Genomic DNA, 17,234 nt, shown 5'->3' on the forward strand with positions numbered 1-17,234 from the left:
ATCAGTCAAGCTCGTCACGATGCCAATCCTACGCGGCGCAACCTGGGCGGGCGGTCGGGAGGCCAGCGTGACGGACGCACCGGCACCGCGCGATGCTCCGGCCACCCGCGAGGCGCCCTGGCCCGTCGCCCGGCTCTCGACCAAGCTGAAGGAGTACCTCGACCGGCTCGGCACCGTCTGGGTCGAGGGCGAGATCACCCAGTGGGGCGTCTCGGGCGGCAACGTCTACGGCAAGCTGAAGGACCTCGACGCCGACGCGACCGTGTCGTTCCAGATCTGGTCGTCGGTGAGGTCGCGGCTCGGCGGCGACTTCAAGCAGGGCGACCGCGTCGTGGCCCTCGTGAAGCCGAACTGGTGGGTCAAGGGCGGCTCGCTGTCGATGCAGGTGTTCGAGTTGAAGCACGTGGGCCTCGGCGACCTGCTCGAGCGCCTCGAGCGCCTGCGCGCGCAGCTCGCGGCCGAGGGGCTCTTCGACGTCGCCCGCAAGCGGCGGCTGCCGTTCCTCCCCGGCGTCGTCGGACTCGTCACCGGAAGGGACAGCGACGCCGAGAAGGACGTGCTGCGCAACGCCCGTCTCCGCTGGCCGGCCGTGGAGTTCCGGGTCGTGCACGCGGCCGTGCAGGGCGACCGCACCCCGGGCGAGGTGGTCGCCGCGATCGAACGCCTCGACGCCGACCCCGAGGTCGAGGTGATCATCGTCGCGCGCGGCGGCGGCGACTTCCAGAACCTGCTCGGCTTCAGCGACGAGCGCGTCGTGCGGGCTGCGGCCGCGGCATCCACCCCCATCGTGTCGGCGATCGGCCACGAAGCCGACCGCCCCCTGCTCGACGAGGTGGCCGACCTCCGCGCCTCGACGCCGACCGACGCCGCGAAGCGCGTCGTGCCCGACGTCGGAGAGGAGCTGCTGCGGGTCGAGCAGGCGCGTGCACGCATGAGCCTGCGCCTGCGCACCCTCGTCGCGCACGAGATCGACCGCATCGGCCATCTCCGCACCCGCCCGGCGCTCGCCGACACCGCCTGGATCGTCGATCGCCGCGCCGAGGACCTCACCCGCTGGGTCGCCCGCGGTGCCGAGCTCGTCGAGCGGCAGATCGAACGCCAGACGCACCAGGTCGGCGAACTCCGCGGCCACCTGCGCGCACTCTCGCCGCAGTCGACCCTCGACCGCGGATACGCGATCGTCCAGGGCCCCGACGGGCACGTCCTCCGCGGTCCCCATGGGGCGCCGGCGGGCGCAGGCCTCATGCTGACCCTCGCCGAGGGCCGTCTCGCCGCCCGGTCGGAGGGCGAGGCCGCTCCGGTCGGAGACTCAGGCGACGCCGAATAGAATGAGGGCCATGCCCTCCACCACCGAACTCGACGTCGCCGAGCTGAGCTACGAGCAGGCCCGCGACGAGCTCGTCCGCGTCGTCGGCGAACTCGAGCAGGGTTCGGCCACGCTCGAGCAGTCACTCGCCCTGTGGGAGCGCGGCGAGGCCCTCGCGGCGCGCTGCGAAGAGTGGCTCGTCGGTGCGAAGGCACGTCTCGACGCGGCACGCGCGAGCGGCGCGGCCGCCGCCGCAGGGCGCGACGGCGGCGAGGCCTGATGGCCGAGCGCGCACCCCGGGTCGTCGCCGAGCTCGGCCGCCCCGAGACCCCTGAAGAGACCGCGGCCCGCAAGGCCGAGAACTCCCTCAAGCACCGTCAGCGCCAGACGACGAAGAACCTCGTGCTCGCGCTCGGCGCGAGCCTCGCGCTCGTCGTCGTCATCGTCCTCCTGGTGCCCCGCAGCGACACCCCTCTCGAACGCGACGTCGACGTCGCAGCGGTCGCCGAGCAGGCGCAGATCGCGAGCGACGACCCGCTGGCGGTGCCCGAGCTGCCCGAGGGCTGGCGAGCCAACGCCGCCGAGCTCCGCACGAGCCAGACCGACGGGGTCACCGCCTGGTACGCGGGTTACCTGACCCCGAGCGACGAGTATCTCGGCGTCTACCAGGGCTTCGACGCGAACCCGACGTGGGTCTCCGAGCTGCTCTCGCGCACGCTCGCGACGGGCACGACCACGATCGACGGCGTCGAGTGGACGATCTACGACAACCGCAAGACCGGAGACGACGTCGGCAACGCACGCTACGCGCTCACCACCGAGTCGGGGGGCAGCACCTTCGTGCTGCTCGGCACGGCCACTCCCGACGAGTTCACCGCACTCGCGACGGCCATCGCCCCGACGGTCGACGCTCAGGACTGACCCGCACCGACGACGAGGAGCCACGTGACCGAGCAGACGAACGCACCCACCGCCGAACGGCCCGACAGCCCGGCTGCCACGTGGCGCGAACTCCGTCGCGGCAACGAGCGCTTCATCGCCGGAAAGCCCGAGCACCCCCGCCAGGACATCGACCGGCGCACCTCGCTCGCGCACACCCAGCGCCCCATGGTGGCGATCTTCGGCTGCAGCGACTCCCGGCTCTCGGCCGAGATCATCTTCGACGTCGGGCTCGGCGACGCCTTCGTCGTGCGCAACGCCGGCCAGGTCGTCTCCCCCTCGGCGATCGGCTCGCTCGAGTACGCCGTCGGCATCCTGCACGTGCCGGTGATCATCGTGCTGGCCCACGACGAGTGCGGCGCCGTGCGCGCCGCGATCGACTCGCAGGCGAGCGGCGCCGCCCCGCTGCCCTCGCACATCGCGGGCCTCGTCCAGAAGATCGTGCCCGCCGTGCGCAAGGTGGCCGGCAACGGAGCCGACGCGGACGGCGCCATCGACCCGTCGCACGTCGATGCCGGCTACGTCGGTCGCGAGCACCTGCGCAACACCGTGACCGAGCTCGTCGAGAGCTCCGAGATGATCAGCGACGCGATCGCAGCGGGTACGCTGGCTATCGTCGGCGCGAACTACCGCCTGTTCGAAGGTCGCGTCGAGACCGACATCGTCCTCGGTCGCATCTGACGCCGCTTCGAGGCCAGCCGGCACGGCCGGCATCACAGCGAAGCATCGCAACCGAAAGGGAACACACCGTGGTGGACAACGCCGCCGACTACCGGATCGAGCACGACACGATGGGCGAGGTGCGGGTTCCCGCCCGTGCCCTCTACCGCGCGCAGACGCAGCGCGCCGTCGAGAACTTCCCCATCTCGGGGTCGGGTCTCGAGCCGCAGCAGATCCAGGCGCTCGCGCGCATCAAGAAGGCCGCCGCGCAGGCGAACGCGCAGCTCGGTGTGCTCGACGCGGGCATCGCCCAGGCGATCGAGGCCGCTGCCGACGAGGTCATCTCGGGCGCGCACGGCTTCACCGAGCACTTCCCGGTCGACGTGTACCAGACCGGCTCGGGCACGAGCTCGAACATGAACATGAACGAGGTGCTCGCGACGCTCGCGACCACCAAGCTCGGCAGCCCGGTGCACCCGAACGACCACGTCAACGCCTCGCAGTCGTCGAACGACGTCTTCCCGACCTCGGTGCACATCGCCGTGACGGCGGCGCTCATCGACGACCTGATCCCCGCGCTCGACCACCTCGCCGTCGCCCTCGAGGCGAAGGCCGAGCTGTGGGCAGGCGTCGTCAAGGCCGGCCGCACCCACCTGATGGACGCGACGCCCGTCACGCTCGGCCAGGAGTTCGGCGGCTACGCCCGCCAGATCCGCCTCGGCATCGAGCGCGTGCGCACGGCGCTCCCCCGCGTCGCCGAGGTCCCGCTCGGCGGCACGGCCGTCGGCACCGGCATCAACACCCCCGCCGGCTTCCCCCAGCTCGTCATCGAGCTGCTGCAGCGCGAGACCGAGCTGCCGGTCACCGAGGCGGCCGACCACTTCGAGGCGCAGGCGAACCGCGACGGCCTCGTCGACGCCTCGGGCGCGCTGCGCACGATCGCCGTGAGCCTCACGAAGATCGCCAACGACCTCCGCTGGATGGGCTCGGGCCCCAACACCGGCCTCGGCGAGCTGCACATCCCCGACCTCCAGCCGGGCTCCTCGATCATGCCGGGCAAGGTCAACCCCGTCGTGCCCGAGGCCGTGCTCATGGTGTGCGCACGGGTCATCGGCAACGACGCGACCATCGCGTGGGGCGGCGCCTCGGGCGCGTTCGAGCTCAACGTGCAGATCCCGGTCATGGGCACCGCGCTGCTCGAGTCGATCCGCCTGCTCGCCAACTCGGTGCGCGTGCTCGCCGACAAGACGATCGACGGCCTCGAGGCCAATGTCGAGCGCGCGACGGCCCTCGCCGGCATGTCGCCCTCGATCGTGACCCCGCTCAACAAGCTCATCGGCTACGAGGCGGCGGCGAAGATCGCGAAGCACTCGGTCGCCAAGGGCATCACGGTGCGCGAGGCCGTCATCGACCTCGGCTACGTCGAGCGCGGCGACCTCACCGAGGAGCAGCTCGACAGCGCCCTCGACCTCCTGTCGATGACGCGTCCGCCGCAGGCGAAGTAGCGCCACGAACACCGGATGCCCCGTGCCACGACTCGTGGCACGGGGCATCCGTCGTCTCCGCTGCGCCCGTCGTACGCTCGCTGCGCCACTTGCCCGCCCCGCGCGCCAGTTCAACCGGCGCAGCGGGCGTACAAGTGGCGCAGCGGTGTTCCGAACCGGCCCGCTCAGTCCCCGGCGACCAATGGCTCGATGAGGTGGCGCCGCCACTCGGGCGCCGGGTCGCCGCCGCGCGTCGTCCAGTACTCGCGGCCCGCGACGACGAGCCCGTCGCGCACCGTCCAGAACGAGGCGGCGCGGAAGACGCCGACGCCCTCATGCGGAACTTCGACCTCGGAGACCACGCGGTCGCCGTCGGCGACGATCGACAGGATGCGGATCGACCACCCCTCGGGATACTCGGCGTTGACCGCGACGAAGTTCTCGGGGCCGACGATGCGCTCGAGCGAGGCGTACCACTCGACGACGAGCTCGTCGGCGAGCAGGGCCCGCACACCCGGCCAGTCGCGCGCCTGCATCCTCGTCCAGAGGAGTTCGATCACGGTCGCGGGCTCGGTGTCGCGGGGCATTCCGACATCGTCGCAGGCACCGCTGACACACCGGGGCGGAGCGCGCACCGGCCGGGCGGATCGGCGCGGTTCCCCCGTCGAGCCGATCCGTCCGGCCGGCGGGCTCCTAGGTCAGCTCCGCCCCGTCGAGCACCTCGGCGACGAGCGCGGCGATCGCCGAGCGCTCGCTTCGGGTGAGCGTGATGTGGGCGAAGAGGGGATGCCCCTTCAGCGTCTCGATGACGGACGCGATGCCGTCGTGCCGGCCGACCCGGAGGTTGTCGCGCTGGGCCACGTCGTGCGTGAGGACCACCCGCGAGTTCTGCCCGATGCGGCTGAGCACCGTGAGCAGCACGTTGCGTTCGAGCGACTGCGCCTCGTCGACGATCACGAAGGCGTCGTGCAGCGAGCGCCCGCGGATGTGGGTGAGCGGCAGCACCTCGAGCAGCCCTCGATCGACGACCTCGTCGAGCACGTTGTCGGAGACGACGGAGCCGAGCGTGTCGAAGACCGCCTGGCCCCACGGGTTCATCTTCTCGCCCTGGTCGCCGGGCAGGTAGCCGAGCTCCTGCCCGCCGACCGCGTACAGCGGCCGGAACACCATGATCTTCTTGTGCTGCTGACGCTCGAGCACCATCTCGAGGCCGGCGCAGAGCGCGAGCGCCGACTTGCCGGTGCCGGCGCGTCCGCCGAGCGAGAGGATGCCGATCTCGGGGTCGAGCAGCAGGTCGATCGCGAGCCGCTGCTCGGCCGAGCGGCCGTGCACGCCGAACACGTCTCGATCGCCCCGCACGAGCTTCACCTCGCGTTCGCCGACGACCCGGCCGAGCGCCGAGCCGCGGTCGGAGTGGATGACGAGGCCCGTGTTGACGGGCATGCCGTCGACCTCCTTCGTCGTCATCTCCTCGTGCTCGTAGAGCGAGGCCATGTCGTTCGATCCGAGCGTGAGCTCGGCCATGCCCGTCCAGCCGGAGTCGAGGGCGAGCTCGTGCCGGTACTCCTGCGCGTCGAGGCCGATCGAGGCGGCCTTGACGCGCAGCGGCAGGTCCTTGGAGACGACGGTGACGGGAATGCCGTCCTGCTGCAGGTTGGCGGCGCACGCGAGGATGCGTGAGTCGTTGTCGCCGAGCTGGAGCCCGCTCGGCAGCACCTTGGGGCTCGAGTGGTTGAGCTCGACCCTCAGGGATCCGCCGTCGCCGACGGGGATCGGGAAGTCGAGCCGTTCGTGCGCGACGCGCAGCTCGTCGAGGATGCGCAGCGACTGCCGCGCGAAATAGCCGATCTCGGGGTCGTTGCGCTTCGCCTCGAGTTCCGTGATGACCACCACGGGCAGCACCACCGCGTGCTCGGCGAAGTTGAAGAGCGCGCGCGGATCGCTCAACAGCACCGAGGTGTCGAGGACGTACGTGCGCTCGGCCTGGGCGACGCCGTCGCGCACGCCCTCCGCTGCTTGCGCGTCCGCGCTCGCCTCGGAACGACCGACCGATTCAGGAGTAACCGATGACGCCACAACCGCTCCCGCCCCGGGCATTCCTGCCCGGTTCACGCGACGGCCGGCGATCCCTCCCGTAGTCGGTTTCGAGGCCGACTCGAACGGGCGATCTGCCCGTTGAGCCGAACCTACGTCCGACGCGCTCGAACTCTGGAAGCGACACGCGAAACTTCATCGCCCGTTCACATTCGCCGACGGCGGGACGGCGGAACGGCAGGACGACAGGAGGGCGGGGACGGCGGGACGGGACGGCGGGACGGCGGGGACGGCAGCGCCCGCACCCGCCGGACAGGCCTGGGACTAGTAGCTCGCCGCGGTCGAGTACGAGACGAATGCGGCGCGCAGCATCTCGAAGGTCTCGTCGGAGGTCGCGGAGTGGATCGAGAGCCGCACCTGCCCGAGTCGTGTCGTCGCGGTGACGCCGTGGTTGTGCAGCGACGCCGTGAGCAGGGTCACCTGCTCGGCCGGCGGCTCGAGCACGACGATGCCGGCCCGCTCCTGCTCGTCGCGCGAGGAGACGACGGCGATCGCGTACTCGTCGGCGAGCTCGATCCCCCGGCTCACGCGCTCGGCCATCGCGGAGTTGATCGCGGGAACGCCCGTCTCTGCGATCTCCTCGAGGGCGGCCGCGAGGCGGGCCTGGGCGAGCGGGTCGGGGTTCGAGACCCGGTACGCACGGGCGTCGGGCGCGGGCGGCGGCACGTGCCCCCAGGGCTCGGCCTCCTCGGTCGCGCTGAAGCCCGAGAACACCGGCGTCAGGCGCTCGAGCGCTCGGTCGGAGAGCGCGAGCAGGCCCGTGCCCCAGCCGGCTCGGCACCACTTCTGGCCACCGGTGACGACGACGTCGGCGGCCTGCCACGGAGCATCCACGACCCCGAACCCCTGGATCGCGTCGACGATCAGGAGCCGGTCGCCGATGACCTGCCGGATGCCCTCGATGTCGCAGAGGTAGCCGGTGCGCGAGTCGACGAGGCTCACCGCGACGGCCGCGACGTTCTGCTCGAGCTGCTCGCGGATCTGCCCGGGCGTGACCTTGCCGTGGTCGGTCTCGAGCCACACGGGCTGCACGGTGTGCAGCGCCTCCTGCGCGCGCACGGCGCCGATCGGCAGGCTCGGGAACTCGTCGGCCGAGAGCAGCACTCCCCCGGTGAGCCCGAACATCGCGTGCAGGATGCCGGTCGTGGTGTTCGGCTCGAAGGCGATCTGCTCGGGCGCGAAGCCGGTGACCGCAGCGGCGGCCGCGCGCACCCGCGCGTCCTGTTCGGAGAAGGCGTCCATGCTGCCGTGGCGGGCGCGCTGCAGCACCTGCGTGAACGCGAGCACCTCCTCGGCGGCCGCGGTCGACAGCGGCCCCACCCGGCCGTAGTCGAGGTAACCGGGTTCTTCCGTGAATCCGGCGTTGAAATCTTCGATGGTCACGTGCTGTGCCCCCTTCTCCGTCGAACATCCTTGCAGAACGAGGGGATGCCTCGCAGCCCGGCCGAGCGACGGATCGCCGGTCACCCGCCGAATCGGCGGTGCCGCTTGGAGTAGTCGCGGAGCGCGCGGAGGAAGTCGACCTTGCGAAGGTCGGGCCCGAGCGCCTCGACGAAGTAGAACTCGCTGTGCGCCGACTGCCACAGCATGAAGTCGCTGAGGCGCTGCTCGCCCGAGGTGCGGATCACGAGGTCGGGGTCGGGCTGGCCGCCCGTGTAGAGGTGCTCGCCGATGAGGTCGGGGGTGAGCCGCTCGGCCAGGTCTTCGAGGCTGCGCCCCTCGGCGTGGTGGGCCGCGACGATCGAGCGCATCGCGTCGGTGATCTCCTTGCGCCCGCCGTAGCCGACCGCGAGGTTGACGTGGAGGCCGTGCTTGTCGGCGGTGCGGTGCTCGGCCGCGTCGAGCGCCGCCACGAGCGGCTCGGGCAGGCCCGCGTCGGAGCCGACGTGCTGCACCCGCCAGTCGCGGTAGTGGCTGAGCTCCTCGGCGAGCTCCGCGATGATCTCGATGAGGTCGGCGAGTTCGTCGCTCGGGCGGTTGCCGAGGTTGTCGCTCGAGAGCAGGTAGAGGGTGACGGTCGAGATGCCGGCGTCGTCGCACCACTCGAGGAACTCGCGCATCTTGGCGGCGCCGGCGCGATGCCCGTGCGCGGCGGTCTCGAAGCCGAGCTGCCGCGCCCAGCGGCGGTTGCCGTCGATGATCATCGCGACATGGCGCGGGAGGGCCGCGGGGTCGAGTCCGCGTCGGAGCCGGTTCTGGTAGAGCCGGTAGAGGATCCCGCGACCGAGGGGCTGATCGCTCGTCTGCACGGCACTACGCTACCCCTTCACCGGTGCCCCGAACTCACAGCGGACCGTGATCGACGAGGCCCTACGCTGTGACCATGACCCCCGAGCGCCCCCGCGAACCCGCCGATCTCGTCGAGGGGCTGACCCGTCCGGTCGCGCCCGACGACCCGGCCGACGCGGCCGTCGCGCGTGACGAGCACGGCCCCGACCTGCCGAACATCCCACTGCTCGACGACTCGCTCAGCCACGTCGACGAGGTGAAGCCGACGTGGCGCGGCTGGATCCACGCGGGCACGTTCCCGGTCACGATCGCGGCGGGCATCGTGCTGATCGCGCTCGCGCAGGGGGCGCCGGCCAAGTGGGCGTCGGCCGTGTTCATGCTCACCTCGATGCTGCTCTTCGGCAACTCGGCGCTCTACCACCGCTTCAACTGGAAGCCGAAGACCAAGGTCGTGCTGAAGCGCATCGACCACGCGAACATCTTCCTGCTCATCGCCGGCACCTACACGCCGCTCGCGATCCTCGCGCTGCCGCCCGAGAAGGGCTGGGTGCTGCTGTCGGTCGTCTGGGGCGGTGCGCTGCTCGGCATCGGGTTCCGCGTGTTCTGGATCACCGCGCCGCGCTGGCTCTACGTGCCCATCTACCTGCTGCTCGGCTGGGCGGCGATGATGTACATCGTCGATCTCGTGAACGCCAACGTGGCGATGATGGTGCTCGTCTGCGTCGGCGGCGTGCTCTACACGATCGGCGCGATCGTGTACGGCTTCAAGAAGCCGAACCCGTGGCCGGGCGTCTTCGGGTTCCACGAGATCTTCCACACCTGCACCGTGCTGGCGTTCATGTGCCACTGGACGGCGACGCTGCTGATCGCGATGGCGCCGGCGTACCACGCCGGCTGAGGGCTCAGCCCCGGTTCGGGGCGTCGTCGTCGCGGGGCTCGTCGTCCGCGGCGTCGACCGGCTGCGCGTCGGCCCCGCCGAACCCCGTCTCCTCGACGGCGGCCGCCTCGGCCGCGGCCTCGGCCTCGAGCTCGGCGCGCACCTGCGCCCGGTAGTTCGTGCGACGGATCCGGCGCACCATGTCGAGGATGAGGAGGAGCACCACCACCATGATGAGGAACGTCACGACGAAGCCCCAGACCCCGGGGGTGACGGTGTTCGGGTCGAACTCGTCCTTCTCGGCGACGAGAGTGCTCGCCGGGAGCAGCACGGAGCGGACGGAGTCGACGAGCATCGGATTCCCTTCAGGGGGCGGCGTTAGGCTTGATGCAGCCTAGTCGATCCACCTCTGAAGGAGCCCGGGTGCCCACCCAGACCGACGCGCCCGCGAGCGCCGCGCTCGACGACCGATACGGGCGCACCCGCCGCCACCGCTCCCGCGACCGGTTCCTCCTGATCGGCGGCGCGATCGCCTTCGCGGTGGTGCTCATCGCGTGGGTCGTCTGGGCCGGCCTCGACGGCCAGAAGCCGCAGCTCGAGGTCACCGACACGGGCCACCGGCTCATCAACGAGGAGCGCGCCGTCGAGGTGAGCTGGAACCTCTCGGTGCCGCCGGGCAACGAGACCGCGTGCATCGTGCAGGCCCTCAACGAGGACTTCACCGTCGTCGGATGGAAGGTCATCGAGGTTCCCGCCTCCGACCAGCACATCCGCAGCCTCACCGAGACCGTGAGAACCGCCCAGGAGGCGAACACGGGTTTGATTTACCGCTGCTGGCTCACCTAACATGGGGCATTCGCCCTGAACGTGGTTCGGGGCGACACGTCTATCCGGCGTGACTTCCCCTACACAGGAGTGTGCATCATGGCGCAGGACGCCACCGTCACCTGGCTCACCCAGGAGGCCTACGACCGCCTCGCGGCGGAACTCGAGCAGCTCTCGACCACCGGTCGCGAGGAGATCGCGAAGCGCATCGAGGCGGCGCGCGAGGAGGGCGACCTCAAGGAGAACGGCGGCTACCACGCCGCGAAGGACGAGCAGGGCAAGATCGAGGCCCGCATCCGCCAGCTCAAGGAGCTGCTGAAGACCGCCGAGGTCGGCGAGGCGCCCGCGTCGAAGGGCATCGTCGAGTCGGGCACCGTCATCACCGCCGTGATCGCCGGCGACGAGGAGACATTCCTCATCGGCAGCCGCGAGATCGCCGGCGACTCCGAGCTCGACGTGTGGAGCGAGCAGTCGCCGCTCGGTGCCGCGATCCTCGGACTCGCGGTCGGCGCGAAGACGAGCTACACCGCGCCGAACGGCCGCGAGATCGCCGTCGAGATCACCGCCGTCGACACCTGGGGCGGCCAGTAGGCGCACCACGTCGACGAACGCGAAGAGCGGATGCCACATGGCATCCGCTCTTTCGCATTCTGCGGCCCCCGACCGACCCCTGATTCAGGAAAAGTGTCGCCAGTCAGGACGATTCGCGGGGAATCGTCCTGAGCAGCGTGCTTTCTCCTGAAACGGTGCTGTGACTCAGTCGTCGAGCACGACGGGCGAATAACCGGCGCGGCGGAGCGCCTCGACGACCTCGGTGCGATGCGCGGGGCCGCGGGTCTCGACCGAGATGTCGATCTCGACCTCGGAGATCTGCATGCCCCGACCGTGCCGAGTGTGCATCACCTCGACGACGTTCGCGTGGGTGCCCGCGACGAGCTCGGCGACGCGCACGAGCTGGCCGGGGCGATCGGGCAGGCCGATCCGCACCGTGAGGTAGCGGCCCGAGGCGGCGAGGCCGTGCGCGATGACGCGCTGCACGAGGAGGGGGTCGATGTTGCCGCCCGAGAGCACGGCGACCGCCGGCCCGTCGTTCGGCACGGCACCCGTCATGATCGCCGCGACCGCGACCGCACCGGCCGGTTCGACGACGAGCTTCGCCCGCTCGAGCAGCACGAGCAGCGCGCGGGCGATGTCGTCCTCGCCGACGGTGACGATCTCGTCGATCGTGTCGCGGATGATCTCGAAGTTCAGCGCGCCGGGGCGGTAGACCGCGATGCCGTCGGCGATGGTCGGCACGACGGGCACCTGCTGCGGCGAGCCCGCGGCGAGCGAGGCGACGTACGGCGCCGCGTTCGAGGCCTGCACGCCGATCACCCGGATGGTGCGCCCCTCGGCCGCGGCCCGCTGCTTCACGGCGCTCGCGATGCCGGCGGCGAGTCCGCCGCCGCCGATCGGCACGACGATGGTCGTCGCGTCGGGCGCCTGCTCGAGGATCTCGAGGCCGAGCGTGCCCTGGCCCGCGACGACGTCGTGGTGGTCGAACGGCGGGATGATGACCGCGCCCGTCTCGTCGGCGAAGGCGGCGGCCGCGTCGAGCGTCTCGCCGATCGACGCGCCGGCGAGCACGACGTCGGCGCCGTAGGCGCGTGTCGCCTCGAGCTTCGGCAGGGCGACGCCGACCGGCATGAAGATCGTCGCGCGGATGCCGAGCTCGCGCGCGGCGTAGGCGACGCCCTGCGCGTGATTGCCCGCGGAGGCGGCGACGACGCCACGGGCACGTTCCTCCTCGGAGAGGGAGGAGAGGCGGTTGTAGGCCCCGCGCAGCTTGTACGAGCCGGTGCGCTGCAGATTCTCGCACTTGAGGCGCACCGGGGCGCCGAACAGCCGCTCGAGGTGGCGCGAGGACTCCATCGGCGTCTGACGCGCGACGCGCGCGACGACCTCGCGAGCGGCTTCGAACTCGGCGAGGGTCGGCCCCGCGACGGTGGTGCTCACGTCGTTCATTCTCCTCGCTGGAATCCGGGTCGCTGCGGCACGGTGCGCCAGAGCGGCGAACGCACGTCGGCGGTCGAGGGTGGCGCGTCGTCCTTCCACGCGCCGCCCGAGACGTAGAGGATCATGACGTTGACGACCGCCGCGACGGGCACGGCGAAGAGCGCACCGGGGATACCGGCGAGCAGCGAGCCCGTGGCCACCGCGAGCACGACGCCGAGCGGGTGCACCTTGACCGCGGTGCCCATGATGAGCGGCTGCAGCACGTGCCCCTCGACCTGCTGCACGAGCAGCACGATGGCGAGCATGATCACGGCGGGCCAGAAGCCGTTGTAGACGAGCGCGACGAAGACCGCGAGCGCTCCGGTCGCCACGGCACCGACGATCGGGATGAAGGAGCCGAGGAAGACGAGGATCGCGATCGGCACCGCCAGGGGCAGGCCGAGGAAGAACGCTCCGAGCCCGATGCCGACCGCATCGATCGTCGCGACGAGGATCTGCACCTTGACGAAGTTCTGGAGCGTCGTCCAGCCGGCTCCACCGGCGCCGTCGACGGCGGCGCGGGCGCGCCGCGGGAAGATGCCGACGATCCAGTTCCAGATGCCGCGACCGTCGATGAGCATGAACAGGGTCGCGAAGAGGGCGAGCAGCATGCCGGCGAGGAAGTGCCCGAGGCTCGAGCCGACCGAGAGCGCACCGCTCCAGATGATGCCCATGTCCTGCTGCACCGCCGTCACCGCGCGCTCGACGAGGTCGTTGAGCTGCGCCTCGGTGATGTGGAGCGGGCCCTCGAGCAGCCATTCGCGGAACTGGTCCCACGCGACGAGCGACTGGGCGGCGAGCTCGTCGGCGCCGCGGGCGATCTGCCAGATGCCGAGGGTGAGGAGCCCGCCGACGACGGCGAGAGCCGAGAGCATGGCCGCCGCGACGGCGGCCCACTTCGGCCAGCGGTGCCGCTGGAGGAACCCCGAGAACGGCACGAGCAACGCGCTCAGGAGCACCGCCACGAGGATCGGGATGACGATCAGGCGGAGCTGGATGACGAGGAACACGACGACCGCGAGCACGCCGCCGATGAGCAGGAGGCGCCACGACCAGGCCCCCGCGAGCCGCATGCCGAACGGGATCGACTCGACGGGATCGCGCACGGGCTCGACCGCCTTGTGCGAGCCCTCGGCTGCTCGTCCGGCCCATCGTCGCGACCATCGGCCGCGCTGCCCCGCCCCACCCGTCGAGTCCGCCATTCGTCCAGTCTAGGCACCGCGTATGCACGGTTCGGCATGTCGAGTGCGACCGGACCGTGAACGTCGGGCGCCGTGTCGGTCGTCGGCGGTAACGTCGGATGCACCATGGTCGACGTCGTCAGTCCTGCTCTCGCCCGCCGTATCGCCCTCGCTGCGCAGGGCTTCGCCCGCCCGCGCCCCGAGGCCGCGGGCACCCGCGCCCTGAACGGGGTGGTCGACCGGCTGGGGCTCCTCCAGATCGACTCGGTCAACGTGTTCGAGCGCAGCCATTACCTGCCGGCCTTCAGTCGCGTCGGCCACTACGACCGGGGGCTGCTCGACCGCATCACCTCTGGGCGCAAGGGGCGCATGGTCGAGTACTGGGCGCACCAGGCCGCCTACATCCCCCGCGAGCTCTGGCCGCTGTTCGAGTTCCGCCGCGACGAGTACCGGCGATCGGGCAGCGACTGGGGCGGCTGGGTCGCCGAGCAGCGCGATCTCGCGGTGTGGCTGCGCGCCGAGCTCGCCGCGAACGGCCCGATGCGGGCGAGCGAGATCGAGCACGACGCGAACGAGCGGCGCGGCCCGTGGTGGGGCTGGTCCGATGTGAAGCGCACGCTCGAGATGATGTTCCGCACGGGCGACGTCATCTGCGTCGACCGGGTGCGCTTCGAGCGCGTCTACGCCCTCCCCGAGCAGGCGCTGCCGGCCGAGCTCCTCGGCTCGGCCCCGGCAGAGGCCGACGCCGTGCGCGAGCTCGTCGCCCGCGCCGCCGCCGCGCAGGGCATCGCGACCGAGGCCGATCTCGCCGACTACTGGCGCATGAAGCGGGCGCCGGTGCGGCAGGCCGTCGCCGAGCTCGTCGACGCCGGTGAGCTGCTGCCGGTCGAGGTGCCCGGCTGGCAGACGGGCTCGCGTGCGACGCCGGCCTGGCTCCACCGCGACGCCCACCGCCCCCGTCGCATCGAGCAGGTCGCGCTGCTGTCGCCGTTCGACCCCGTCGTGTCGTTCCGGCCACGCACCGAGCGACTCTTCGACTTCCACTACCGCATCGAGATCTACACGCCCGAGCCCGACCGCAAGTTCGGCTACTACTCGCTGCCCGTGCTCGTCGACGACCGGGTGGTCGGCCGGGTCGACCTCAAGAGCGACCGCAGGGCGCGCACGCTGCGCGTGCAGTCGGCGTGGGTCGAACCGGGTGCGCCCGCCGAGACCGCGGCCCGGCTCGTGCCGGTCCTCGAGCGCGCGGCGACGTGGCAGGGCCTCGACGAGGTGGTCGTCGCCGGCCGGGGCGACCTCTCCCCCGCGCTCGCGAGCGAGCTCGCGGCCGCCTAGCAGGCCCGGGGCGGCCGAGCAGGCCCGTAGCCGCCGAGCAGGCTCGCGGCTGCCTAGAAGCTGCCGCCCATCTTCTCGAGACGCTCGATGCGGTCGGCGATCGGGGGGTGGGTCGCGAAGAGGCGGTCCATGACGCCCGGCTTCAACGGGTCGGCGATCCAGAGATGGGCCATCGACGAGTTCTGCCGCTTCATCGGACGACCGTACGCCTCGAGCTTCGCGAGCGCGCGGGCGAGCGCGTCGGGGTGACGGGTGGTCATCGCCCCCGTGGCATCCGCGAGGTACTCGCGCTGACGCGAGACGGCGAGCTGCACGAGGCTCGCGACGAGCGGTGCGATGAGCATCGCGACGAGCCCGAAGATCATGACGACGGGGTTCGAGTTGTTGTTGCGACCGCCGAAGAAGGCCATGCGCACGAGCATGTCGGAGATGAACCCGACCGCGACCACGAGCCCGAACACGATCATCGACAGGCGGATGTCGTAGTTGCGCACGTGCCCGAGCTCATGCGCCATGACGCCCTCGAGCTCGGCGTCGTCCATGATCTCGAGGAGGCCCGTGGTCGCGGCGACGACAGCGTGCTCGGGGTCACGACCGGTCGCGAAGGCGTTCGGGGCCGGATCCGAGATGACGAAGACCCGCGGCATCGGCGTGCCCGTCGTGATCGAAAGGTTCTCGACCGTGCGCCAGAGCCGCGGGTGCTCGGCCTTCGAGGTGATCTCGACCGCGCCCGACATCGACAGCGCCTGCCGATCGGCCGTGAAGTACTGGATGAGCGCGTACCCGGTCGCCACGACGAGCGTCACGATGACGATGGTCAGGTCCTGGTAGATGACTGCGGCCAACCAGCCCAGCCCGCCGATGACGGCGAGGAAGAACAGGATGATGAAGACGGTGTTGCGCTTGTTCTTCGCGATCGCGCGGTACAACGCCGGCCCTTAGAACTGCACGCGCGGCGGCTCGGCGATCGCCGCCGGCTCGGTGACCTCGAAGAAGTCGCGCTCGTGGAAGCCGAGGCCGCGCACGAACAGCGTGTTCGGGAACACCTTGATCTTCGTGTTGAGCTCGCGCACGCCGCCGTTGTAGAAGCGGCGCGACGCCTGGATCTTGTCTTCGGTGTCGACGAGCTCGGACTGCAGCTGCAGGAAGTTCTGGCTGGCCTGCAGCTGCGGGTACGCCTCGGCGACGGCGAAGATCGACTTCAGCGCCTGCTGCATGTGGTTCTCGGCGGCGCCGGCCTCAGCGGGCCCCAGCGCCTGCAGGGTCTCGGCGCGCGCCTGCGTCACCGACTCGAAGACGCTCTTCTCGTGGGCGGCGTAGCCCTTGACCGCCTCGATGAGGTTCGGGATCAGGTCGGCCCGGCGCTTGAGCTGCACGGTGATGTCGCTCCACGCCTCGTCGACGCGCACGTTGAGCGTGACGAGCGAGTTGTAGGTGGCCCAGAGGTAGATGCCGATGATGAGCACGAGTGCGACGACGATGAGGACGGGGATGAGCCATTCCATGGCGCGGACTCCTAGTGCGTTCGGCTGTGATCTCGGGGCTCTGCAATCCTACCGAGCGCGCTCGGAGGCGGCGTCCGTTCCCATGAGACTCGGAGGAACCCCGGTGGAGGCTCCGGGGTTAGGCTCAGACTGTGACGGAGCGTTCCAGCCCGCGAGGCCCCGGTCGCCCGCGCGGCGGGAAGCCCGGCGACCTGCGGGCGCGGATCCTCGCCGCGGCGACGGCCGAGTTCGGCGAGCGCGGCTACGAGGCCGCCTCCATGCGGGCGATCGCGCGCCGCGCCGGCGTCGACCCCGCGCTCGTGCACCACTACTTCGACGACAAGCAGCGGCTCGTCGCGGAGGTCGTCGAGGCGCCGCTCCGTCCCGACCGCCTGGTGCGCACCGCGCTCGACGGCCCGCTCGACGGGCTCGGCGAACGGCTCGTGCGCGCCGTCCTCACCGCCTGGGACTCGCCGACCGTGCGACCGGCCGCCGTGGCCGCCCTGCGTTCGGCGATCGGGCAGGGCCCGGTCGCGCGCATGCTGCGCGAGTTCCTGCGCCGGGAGATCATGCACCGCATCGCCGAACGGCTCGACGACGTCGGCGACCCGGGCGACGCCGAGCTGCGCGCCGAGCTCGCGGCCTCGCAGGTGGTGGGCGTGATCATGGTGCGCTACGTGCTCGAGTTCGAACCGATCGCCTCGCTCCCAGTCGAGGAGCTGGTCGCGCGCGTCGGCCCCGCGGTGCAGTGGCACCTCACCGGACGTCCGCCCGGGTCTTGACATC

General features: G+C 71.2%; 19 protein-coding genes. 10 read left to right on the forward strand and 9 right to left on the reverse strand.

What is annotated here, in order from left to right; all coding sequences use genetic code 11:
• Nucleotides 1-19 precede the first annotated feature (19 nt).
• The 5 genes from xseA (at nt 20) to ACFVTH_RS01275 (ending at nt 4,410) form a co-directional block, all read left to right on the forward strand.
• Complete coding sequence (gene xseA / locus ACFVTH_RS01255) at nt 20-1,327, forward strand: exodeoxyribonuclease VII large subunit (RefSeq protein ID WP_387085870.1); 1,308 nt, start codon at nt 20-22, stop codon at nt 1,325-1,327.
• A gap of 10 nt (nt 1,328-1,337) precedes the next feature.
• On the forward strand, nt 1,338-1,586 hold the full coding sequence (locus tag ACFVTH_RS01260; RefSeq protein WP_387085873.1) for an exodeoxyribonuclease VII small subunit: 249 nt from the start codon (nt 1,338-1,340) through the stop codon (nt 1,584-1,586).
• Entirely contained in the window at nt 1,586-2,227 is a 642-nt protein-coding gene (locus ACFVTH_RS01265) for a DUF4245 domain-containing protein (protein ID WP_387085876.1), read from the forward strand. The genes ACFVTH_RS01260 and ACFVTH_RS01265 overlap by 1 nt, the downstream gene beginning before the upstream one ends.
• A gap of 24 nt (nt 2,228-2,251) precedes the next feature.
• Nucleotides 2,252-2,926, forward strand: a complete 675-nt coding sequence (locus ACFVTH_RS01270) for a carbonic anhydrase (RefSeq protein ID WP_387085879.1) — start codon at nt 2,252-2,254, stop codon at nt 2,924-2,926.
• A gap of 68 nt (nt 2,927-2,994) precedes the next feature.
• Nucleotides 2,995-4,410 carry a class II fumarate hydratase gene (locus ACFVTH_RS01275; RefSeq protein ID WP_387085882.1) on the forward strand — a complete coding sequence of 472 codons (1,416 nt, stop codon included), beginning with the start codon at nt 2,995-2,997 and terminating at the stop codon, nt 4,408-4,410.
• 164 nt (nt 4,411-4,574) lie between these two features.
• Here ACFVTH_RS01275 and ACFVTH_RS01280 read toward each other — a convergent pair whose 3' ends face one another.
• From ACFVTH_RS01280 to ACFVTH_RS01295, 4 genes are all read right to left on the reverse strand, one after another.
• Nucleotides 4,575-4,976: a nuclear transport factor 2 family protein gene (locus ACFVTH_RS01280; RefSeq protein WP_387085884.1), complete on the reverse strand. Its 402-nt coding sequence runs from the start codon at nt 4,974-4,976 to the stop codon at nt 4,575-4,577.
• A gap of 106 nt (nt 4,977-5,082) precedes the next feature.
• The gene (locus tag ACFVTH_RS01285; RefSeq protein WP_387085887.1) at nt 5,083-6,393 is read right to left on the reverse strand and encodes a PhoH family protein; all 1,311 of its coding nucleotides are present in this window, start codon (nt 6,391-6,393) and stop codon (nt 5,083-5,085) included.
• Between the two features lie 354 nt (nt 6,394-6,747).
• Complete coding sequence (locus ACFVTH_RS01290) at nt 6,748-7,866, reverse strand: aminotransferase class V-fold PLP-dependent enzyme (protein ID WP_387085890.1); 1,119 nt, start codon at nt 7,864-7,866, stop codon at nt 6,748-6,750.
• Between the two features lie 80 nt (nt 7,867-7,946).
• The gene (locus ACFVTH_RS01295; protein ID WP_387085893.1) at nt 7,947-8,732 is read right to left on the reverse strand and encodes an isoprenyl transferase; all 786 of its coding nucleotides are present in this window, start codon (nt 8,730-8,732) and stop codon (nt 7,947-7,949) included.
• A 74-nt stretch (nt 8,733-8,806) separates the two neighbouring features.
• Between ACFVTH_RS01295 and ACFVTH_RS01300 the strand changes: the two genes are divergently transcribed.
• On the forward strand, nt 8,807-9,610 hold the full coding sequence (locus ACFVTH_RS01300; RefSeq protein WP_387085896.1) for a hemolysin III family protein: 804 nt from the start codon (nt 8,807-8,809) through the stop codon (nt 9,608-9,610).
• A gap of 4 nt (nt 9,611-9,614) precedes the next feature.
• Here ACFVTH_RS01300 and ACFVTH_RS01305 read toward each other — a convergent pair whose 3' ends face one another.
• Nucleotides 9,615-9,944, reverse strand: coding sequence for a hypothetical protein (locus tag ACFVTH_RS01305; RefSeq protein ID WP_387085899.1), 330 nt, complete (start codon nt 9,942-9,944; stop codon nt 9,615-9,617).
• Nucleotides 9,945-10,012: 68 nt separating this feature from the next.
• Here ACFVTH_RS01305 and ACFVTH_RS01310 point away from each other — a divergent pair, with 68 nt between their 5' ends.
• Complete coding sequence (locus tag ACFVTH_RS01310; protein ID WP_387085902.1) at nt 10,013-10,435, forward strand: DUF4307 domain-containing protein; 423 nt, start codon at nt 10,013-10,015, stop codon at nt 10,433-10,435.
• 78 nt (nt 10,436-10,513) lie between these two features.
• Nucleotides 10,514-11,005 carry a transcription elongation factor GreA gene (gene greA / locus ACFVTH_RS01315; protein ID WP_387085905.1) on the forward strand — a complete coding sequence of 164 codons (492 nt, stop codon included), beginning with the start codon at nt 10,514-10,516 and terminating at the stop codon, nt 11,003-11,005.
• A 165-nt stretch (nt 11,006-11,170) separates the two neighbouring features.
• Here greA and ilvA read toward each other — a convergent pair whose 3' ends face one another.
• Complete coding sequence (gene ilvA / locus ACFVTH_RS01320) at nt 11,171-12,418, reverse strand: threonine ammonia-lyase (RefSeq protein ID WP_387085908.1); 1,248 nt, start codon at nt 12,416-12,418, stop codon at nt 11,171-11,173.
• A complete protein-coding gene (locus ACFVTH_RS01325) occupies nt 12,415-13,650 on the reverse strand; it encodes an AI-2E family transporter (protein WP_387085911.1) in 1,236 nt (411 codons plus the stop codon). The genes ilvA and ACFVTH_RS01325 overlap by 4 nt, the downstream gene beginning before the upstream one ends.
• Before the next feature lie 105 nt (nt 13,651-13,755).
• Between ACFVTH_RS01325 and ACFVTH_RS01330 the strand changes: the two genes are divergently transcribed.
• Nucleotides 13,756-14,964, forward strand: a complete 1,209-nt coding sequence (locus ACFVTH_RS01330) for a winged helix-turn-helix domain-containing protein (RefSeq protein ID WP_387085914.1) — start codon at nt 13,756-13,758, stop codon at nt 14,962-14,964.
• Between the two features lie 53 nt (nt 14,965-15,017).
• Here ACFVTH_RS01330 and ACFVTH_RS01335 read toward each other — a convergent pair whose 3' ends face one another.
• Both ACFVTH_RS01335 and ACFVTH_RS01340 read right to left on the reverse strand, forming a co-directional pair.
• The gene (locus ACFVTH_RS01335) at nt 15,018-15,893 is read right to left on the reverse strand and encodes a M48 family metalloprotease (protein WP_387085917.1); all 876 of its coding nucleotides are present in this window, start codon (nt 15,891-15,893) and stop codon (nt 15,018-15,020) included.
• 9 nt (nt 15,894-15,902) lie between these two features.
• On the reverse strand, nt 15,903-16,469 hold the full coding sequence (locus tag ACFVTH_RS01340; protein ID WP_387085920.1) for a LemA family protein: 567 nt from the start codon (nt 16,467-16,469) through the stop codon (nt 15,903-15,905).
• A gap of 131 nt (nt 16,470-16,600) precedes the next feature.
• Here ACFVTH_RS01340 and ACFVTH_RS01345 point away from each other — a divergent pair, with 131 nt between their 5' ends.
• Nucleotides 16,601-17,230: a TetR family transcriptional regulator gene (locus ACFVTH_RS01345; protein ID WP_387085923.1), complete on the forward strand. Its 630-nt coding sequence runs from the start codon at nt 16,601-16,603 to the stop codon at nt 17,228-17,230.
• The last annotated feature ends 4 nt before the right edge of the window (nt 17,231-17,234 follow it).

The sequence above is a fragment of the Agromyces sp. NPDC058104 genome (assembly GCF_042884835.1).
Taxonomy (GTDB): Bacteria; Actinomycetota; Actinomycetes; order Actinomycetales; family Microbacteriaceae; genus Agromyces.